The 6,973-nt window shown below is 62.0% G+C and carries 9 protein-coding genes; all 9 read left to right on the top strand.

All coding sequences use genetic code 11. The features are described 5' to 3' along the window. Positions 1–607 (top strand): ABC transporter permease subunit (locus tag VF672_RS04565; RefSeq protein WP_414705574.1); only part of this gene is annotated, 607 nt, incomplete at its 5' end. Next, on the top strand, positions 604–1,458 hold the full coding sequence (gene urtD / locus VF672_RS04570) for an urea ABC transporter ATP-binding protein UrtD (RefSeq protein ID WP_331101926.1): 855 nt from the start codon (positions 604–606) through the stop codon (positions 1,456–1,458). The genes VF672_RS04565 and urtD, both read left to right, overlap by 4 nt. Positions 1,459–1,601: 143 nt before the next feature. Next, a complete protein-coding gene (urtE, locus tag VF672_RS04575; protein ID WP_331101929.1) occupies positions 1,602–2,300 on the top strand; it encodes an urea ABC transporter ATP-binding subunit UrtE in 699 nt (232 codons plus the stop codon). A gap of 49 nt (positions 2,301–2,349) precedes the next feature. Next, positions 2,350–3,195: an urease accessory protein UreD gene (locus tag VF672_RS04580; protein WP_331101931.1), complete on the top strand. Its 846-nt coding sequence runs from the start codon at positions 2,350–2,352 to the stop codon at positions 3,193–3,195. Between the two features lie 183 nt (positions 3,196–3,378). Beyond that, positions 3,379–3,681: an urease subunit gamma gene (locus VF672_RS04585; RefSeq protein ID WP_237251915.1), complete on the top strand. Its 303-nt coding sequence runs from the start codon at positions 3,379–3,381 to the stop codon at positions 3,679–3,681. A 44-nt stretch (positions 3,682–3,725) separates the two neighbouring features. Beyond that, a complete protein-coding gene (locus tag VF672_RS04590) occupies positions 3,726–4,277 on the top strand; it encodes an N-acetyltransferase family protein (protein ID WP_331101933.1) in 552 nt (183 codons plus the stop codon). Positions 4,278–4,304: 27 nt separating this feature from the next. Beyond that, on the top strand, positions 4,305–4,841 hold the full coding sequence (locus VF672_RS04595) for a GNAT family N-acetyltransferase (protein ID WP_331101935.1): 537 nt from the start codon (positions 4,305–4,307) through the stop codon (positions 4,839–4,841). Beyond that, complete coding sequence (locus tag VF672_RS04600; protein WP_331101937.1) at positions 4,838–5,143, top strand: urease subunit beta; 306 nt, start codon at positions 4,838–4,840, stop codon at positions 5,141–5,143. Before VF672_RS04595 ends, VF672_RS04600 begins: the two co-directional genes overlap by 4 nt. Positions 5,144–5,276: 133 nt before the next feature. After that, positions 5,277–6,973 (top strand): urease subunit alpha (ureC, locus tag VF672_RS04605; protein ID WP_331101939.1); only part of this gene is annotated, 1,697 nt, incomplete at its 3' end.

Consider the following 6,973-nt stretch of genomic DNA (forward strand, 5'->3'; position numbering starts at 1 on the left):
CTTCTCGATCATGACGCAAGCCCTGACGTTCGCCGGCATGCTGCTGTTCTTTCGCAACGAAACCGGTTTTGGCGGCAATAACGGCTTCACCAACTTTCGCAGCATTCTGGGTTTCAGCATCACGTCCCAAGGCACTCGCGCGGTGTTGTTTCTGCTCACGGTGGCGTTGCTGGCAGGCAGCCTGTTCGTCGGCTGGCGGCTGGCGCGCAGCAAGTTCGGCCGCGTATTAACCGCCGTGCGCGATGCGGAGAACCGCTTGATGTTCTGCGGCTACGACCCGCGCGGCTTCAAACTGTTTGTCTGGGTGTTGAGTGCCGTGTTATGCGGCCTGGCCGGCGCGCTGTATGTGCCGCAGGTCGGCATCATCAACCCGAGCGAAATGTCGCCGACCAACTCCATCGAAGCGGCTGTGTGGGTGGCGCTGGGTGGTCGCGGGACGTTGATCGGTCCACTGCTAGGCGCCGGGCTGGTCAACGGCATGAAGAGCTGGTTCACCGTGGCCTTCCCTGAATACTGGCTGTTCTTCCTGGGTGCGCTGTTCATCGTCGTGACGCTGTACCTGCCCAAAGGCGTGATCGGCCTGATCAAGAAAAGGAGCGAGCAATGAAGAGCACGCCGACGCCCGCGTTTGATCCGGTGCTCGACCCGAACAGCGATGCCGGCACCAGCCGCGACGCCATCGGTCTCGGTCAGGCCGCGGGCAAGGGACTGAACACCTTGCACGGCACGATCCTGACGCTTGAAGACATCAGCGTCAGCTTCGACGGATTCAAGGCCCTCAACGATCTCAATCTGTACATCCGTGTCGGTGAATTGCGCTGCATCATCGGCCCGAACGGCGCCGGCAAGACCACCCTCATGGACGTGATTACCGGCAAGACCCGTCCCAGTCACGGCAAGGCCTGGTTTGGGGAAACCCTGGACCTGACCAAGATGAGCGAAGTGCAGATCGCCCAGTCCGGGATCGGGCGCAAGTTTCAGAAACCCACGGTGTTCGAAGCGCTGAGCGTGTTCGAGAACCTGGAGCTGGCGCAAAAGACCGACAAGTCGGTGTGGGCCAGCCTGCGGGCGAAGCTCAACGGTGAACAGCGCGACCGCATCGATGAAGTGCTGGACACCATTCGCCTGACCGCGTCGATGTCACGCCCCGCCGGGCTGTTGTCCCACGGCCAAAAGCAGTTTCTGGAGATCGGTATGTTGCTGGTCCAGGACCCGCAGCTTTTGTTGCTCGACGAGCCTGTTGCCGGCATGACCGACGCCGAAACCGAGTTCACCGCCGAGCTGTTCAAGGGCCTGGCCGGCAAGCATTCCTTAATGGTGGTCGAGCACGACATGGGGTTCGTTGGCACCATCGCTGACCACGTCACTGTGCTGCACCAGGGCAGCGTACTGGCGGAAGGATCGCTGGAAGACGTGCAGGCGGATGAGCGGGTCATTGAGGTGTATCTGGGGCGGTGAACCTCCGACTGCTGATCGTTCCCTCGCTCCGCGTGGGAACGCATCCGGTGACGCTCCGCGACACCAAGCAGACGCAGAGCGTCTGATGCGGCGTTACCACGCAGAGCGTGGGAACGATCATAGGATTTCTTGAGAAACTGGCCATGCTCCAAGTCGAAAAGCTCCACCAATATTACGGCGGCAGCCACATCCTTCGGGGGCTTTCGTTTGACGTAAAAATCGGCGAAGTCACTTGCCTGCTCGGCCGCAACGGTGTGGGCAAGACCACATTGTTGAAAGTGCTGATGGGGCTGCTGCCTGCCAAAGAGGGCGTGGTGCAGTGGGAAGGCAAACCGATCACCGGTTTCAAGCCGCACCAGCGCGTGCATTCGGGCATTGCCTACGTGCCCCAGGGCCGGGAGATTTTCGGCCGCCTGACCGTAGAGGAAAACCTGTTGATGGGCCTCTCGCGCTTCCCCGGCGCCGAGGCCAAAGAGGTTCCGCCGTTCATCTACGAGCTGTTCCCGGTGCTGCTGCAGATGAACCATCGGCGCGGCGGCGACCTGTCCGGCGGTCAGCAGCAACAGCTGGCGATCGGACGCGCCCTGGCCAGTCGCCCTCGCCTGCTGATTCTCGACGAGCCTACCGAAGGCATTCAGCCTTCGGTGATCAAGGAAATCGGCGCAGTGATCAAGAAGCTCGCCGCCCGCGGCGACATGGCCATCTTGCTGGTCGAGCAGTTCTATGACTTCGCCGCCGAGCTGGCGGATCAATACATCGTGATGTCGCGCGGCGAGATCGTTCAGCAAGGCCGGGGCGGCAATATGGAGGCCGAGGGCGTTCGGGGTCTGGTCACCATTTAATGCGCCGATCAGCTAAGGTACGGACCTTCGATAAAACGATAATCGACTTATGAATCTTCCTGCTCACACCGCGTTGTTCACGCCCAGCTGGCACGCCGAGCTGGAGCTGGCGTATGGCCGTTTCGGCGACAGCACGCGCCCCACGCAACGGCGCCACAAAGGCCCGTTGCGTGTGCAAAAGCATTTGTACGCCGAAGGCCCGCAGGTCTGCCAGCACATCATCGTTCACCCGCCGGGCGGCATTGCCGGCGGCGATCGGCTGGACATCGGCGCTAGCGTCGGCGCCAATGCCTGGGCGCAACTGACCAGCCCGGGCGCGGCAAAGTGGTACCGTGCGGCCGGTCCGGCCTATCAGCAGTTGCACATCAAGGTCGCTGCAGGGGGCACGCTGGAGTGGTTGCCCCAGGAGAGCATCGTTTTCAGCGAAGCCAAGGCTGAACTGACCACGCAGATCGATCTGGAGGGCGACGCCCGGCTGTTCTATTGGGACGTAGTGGCGCTGGGTCGGCCGGCCAGCAACGAGCGTTTTGATCAGGGCCACTTTCAGGCGCATCTGGATATTCGGCGCGACGGCCAGTTGCTGTGGCACGAACGACAGCGCGTCGTCGGCGGCGACGGCTTGCTGGATTCGCCCATCGGGCTTGACGGCAAACCGGTGTTCGCGACGCTGATCGTGACCGGGGAGATTGACGCCGACTTGATGGAGCGCTGCCGGGCGCTGGCCGAACATTCGCCCGTGCGCGGCGACCTGAGCCAGTTGCCCGGCCTGGTCATTGCCCGGTGCCTCGCTGACGAAGCGCTACATGCAAGGGCCTGGCTGATGGAGTTATGGAAACTGTTGCGCCCTGCCCTGTTGGGCCGTGAAGCACTGGCACCGAGGATCTGGAGTACCTAGATGACACTGGTCCTCCGTAGGAGCGTGGCTTGTCCCGCGATCGGCGACGCAGTCGTCGTAAAACCGGCCAATGCGATCTTCCTGATATTTCTAAGGATGGCCATGACCGCCGCTTCGCGTCAGATCGCGGGACAAGCCACGCTCCGGCGATTTCTTTATTCGGAACTTAAAAACGGAAAACCCATGGATCTGACCCCACGCGAAAAAGACAAGATGCTGATCTTCACCGCAGGACTGGTCGCCGAGCGGCGACTGGCACGCGGTTTGAAGCTCAACTACCCGGAAGCGATGGCGTTCATTTCCGCCGCCCTGCTGGAAGGTGCACGCGACGGCCAGACGGTCGCGGACCTTATGCACTACGGCACCACCTTGCTGACCCGCGAGCAGGTGATGGAAGGCATCCCGGAAATGATCCCGGAAATTCAGGTCGAGGCCACCTTTCCCGATGGCACCAAACTGGTCACCGTGCATCAGCCCATCGCCTGAGCGACTCATTTGAAACAGCCACACAGGAACACGTGGAAACGAACATGACTTATTCGATTCGTGACGCATTGCTGACGGACATGCCGGCCGTCCTCGCCATCTACAACGACGCCGTGCTCAACACCACGGCAATCTGGAATGAACAACCGGTGGACCTCGCCAACCGCGAAGCATGGTTCGCCGCGCGCCAGTCCCAGGCGTACCCGATTCTGGTTGCGGTCGACGACCACGATCAGGTGCTGGGGTATTCATCGTTCGGTGACTGGCGCCCGTTCGAAGGGTTTCGCCACACCGTCGAACATTCGGTTTACGTGCGTGCCGATCAACGCGGCAACGGCTTGGGTCCGCTGCTGCTGAAGGCGCTGATCGAACGTGCCCGCGGCTGCGACAAGCACATGATGGTGGCGGCAATCGAAAGCGGGAATGCCGCGTCGATTTACTTGCATCAGCGCGAAGGTTTCACCACTACAGGGCAGATGCCCCAGGTCGGTACCAAATTCGGCCGTTGGCTAGACTTGACCTTCATGCAGCTGGACCTGTCGCCCGGCGCCTCTGCCCCGCCCTCGCAAGCGCCCGGCCTCCAGCCAGTCGCCTGAGTTTTCATTCAGAAAGGATTTCGCGCCATGAATGCCGCCCACTTACGCCGTGTCACACCGGAAAGTTTTGCGCACTACCGCCCAGGTCTGGTGGCGCTGTTGCTGGACGCCGTTCAGCACGGTGCCTCGGTCGGGTTCATCGCCGACCTCGGCGCTGAAGAGGCCGCCCGCTGGTGGGACGGCGTCACGGCCGAGGTCGAGCAGGGCCATGTGCTGCTGTGGGTGGTGGCAGAGGAAGACCAAGTGCTGGCAACGGTGCAGCTCGGGCTGTGCCAGAAGGCCAACGGACTGAACCGTGCCGAGGTGCAAAAGTTGCTGGTGCTCAGTCAGGCGCGCCGGCGCGGGCTGGCGACGCAGCTGATGACAGCGGTGGAACACGCGGCGCAGCAGCACGCGCGTGGGCTTTTGTACTTGGACACGCTGACGGGTTCCGATGCCGAAGATTTCTATCGCGCGCTGGGTTACGAGCTGTCCGGCCTGCTGCCGGACTACGCTTGCAACCCCGACGGCGAATACAAGGCCACGGCCATTTACTTCAAGTTACTGTCGAGGAAGAGCTCATGATTCCTGGTGAATACCAGATCCAGCCCGGCGACATCGAGCTCAACGCCGGTCGCCGCACCATTACCCTTAGCGTTGCCAACAGCGGCGACCGGCCGATTCAGGTCGGCTCGCATTTCCATTTTTTCGAAACCAACGACGCCCTGGCGTTCGATCGTGCCGCCAGCCGAGGCATGCGTTTGAACATCCCGGCCGGCACCGCCGTGCGCTTCGAGCCGGGGCAGGCGCGGGAAGTGGAGCTGGTGGACTTGGCCGGTCTGAGGCGGGTCTTCGGGTTTGCCGGAAGAGTCATGGGTGAACTGTAGAACGCGCTCACCTTCCAGCCAGGTCAAGCTGCAAGCGCCAAGCTACAAGCACAGCAGTCCGTGGCGTACACAATTTCGCTTTTACTTGCAGCTTGCCGCTTGCCGCTTGCCGCTCTGATTCGGGGAACGAAGAATGAAGATTAGCCGACAAGCCTACGCCGACATGTTCGGCCCCACTGTTGGCGACCGTGTGCGCCTGGCCGACACCGAGCTGTGGGTCGAGGTCGAGAAGGATTTCACCGTCTACGGCGAGGAAGTGAAGTTCGGCGGCGGCAAGGTGATTCGTGACGGCATGGGCCAGGGCCAAGGCCTCGCTGCCGAGGTCGTCGACACATTGATCACCAACGCGCTGATCATCGATCACTGGGGCATCGTCAAAGCCGACGTCGGCCTCAAGGACGGGCGCATCGCGGCCATCGGCAAAGCCGGCAACCCGGACATCCAGCCCGGTGTGACCATCGCCATCGGTGCCGCAACGGAGGTCATCGCTGGCGAAGGCATGATCCTCACTGCTGGCGGCGTCGACACGCACATCCACTTCATCTGCCCGCAACAGATCGAAGAAGCACTGATGAGCGGCGTCACCACCATGATTGGCGGCGGCACCGGCCCGGCGACGGGCACCAACGCGACCACGGTCACGCCCGGCAAATGGCACATGATGCGCATGCTGCAGGCCGCTGAAGCGTTCCCCATGAACATCGGTTTCACCGGCAAAGGCAACGTCAGCTTGCCCGAGCCACTCGTTGAGCAGGTCAAGGCCGGCGCCATCGGCCTCAAGCTGCATGAAGACTGGGGCACCACGCCTGCGGCCATCGACAATTGCCTGACCGTCGCCGATCAGTACGACGTTCAAGTGGCGATCCACACCGACACGCTGAATGAATCCGGCTTCGTCGAAACCACCCTGGCGGCGTTCAAGAATCGTACGATTCACACCTACCACACCGAAGGTGCAGGCGGCGGCCATGCCCCTGACATCATCAAGGCCTGCGGCTTCGCCAATGTGCTGCCGAGTTCGACCAACCCGACGCGGCCGTTTACCCGCAACACCATCGACGAGCATCTGGACATGCTCATGGTCTGCCATCACCTGGACCCAAGCATTGCCGAGGACGTCGCCTTCGCCGAGAGCCGCATTCGTCGCGAAACCATTGCCGCCGAGGACATTCTTCACGATTTGGGCGCGTTCTCCATGCTCAGCTCGGACAGCCAGGCCATGGGCCGCGTCGGCGAAGTGATCATGCGCACGTGGCAGACGGCCGACAAGATGAAACGCCAGCGCGGCCCGTTGCCGGGTGATGGCGAAGGCAACGACAACTTCCGCGCCAAACGCTACATCGCCAAATACACCATCAACCCGGCCATCACCCACGGCATCAGCCATGAGGTGGGCTCGGTGGAAGTGGGCAAATGGGCGGACCTGGTGCTCTGGCGCCCGGCCTTTTTTGGCGTGAAGCCGACGCTGATCCTCAAGGGCGGCTCGATTGCTGCGAGCCTGATGGGCGACGCCAACGCGTCGATTCCGACCCCGCAACCTGTCCACTACCGTCCGATGTTCGCCAGCTACGGCAGCGCGTTGCATGCCAGCAGCCTGACCTTTATCAGCCAGGCGGCCTACGATGCCGGCGTTCCGGAAGAGTTGGGCTTAAAGAAACAGATCGGCGTGGTCAAAGGCTGCCGCAACGTGACCAAGGCAGACCTGATTCACAACGACTACCTGCCAAACATCGACGTCGACCCGCAGACGTATCAGGTCAAGGCCGACGGCGTGCTGTTGTGGTGCGAACCGGCCGACGTGCTGCCGATGGCGCAGCGGTATTTTCTGTT

The organism is Pseudomonas sp., from assembly GCF_036387035.1.
Lineage (GTDB): Bacteria > Pseudomonadota > Gammaproteobacteria > Pseudomonadales > Pseudomonadaceae > Aquipseudomonas.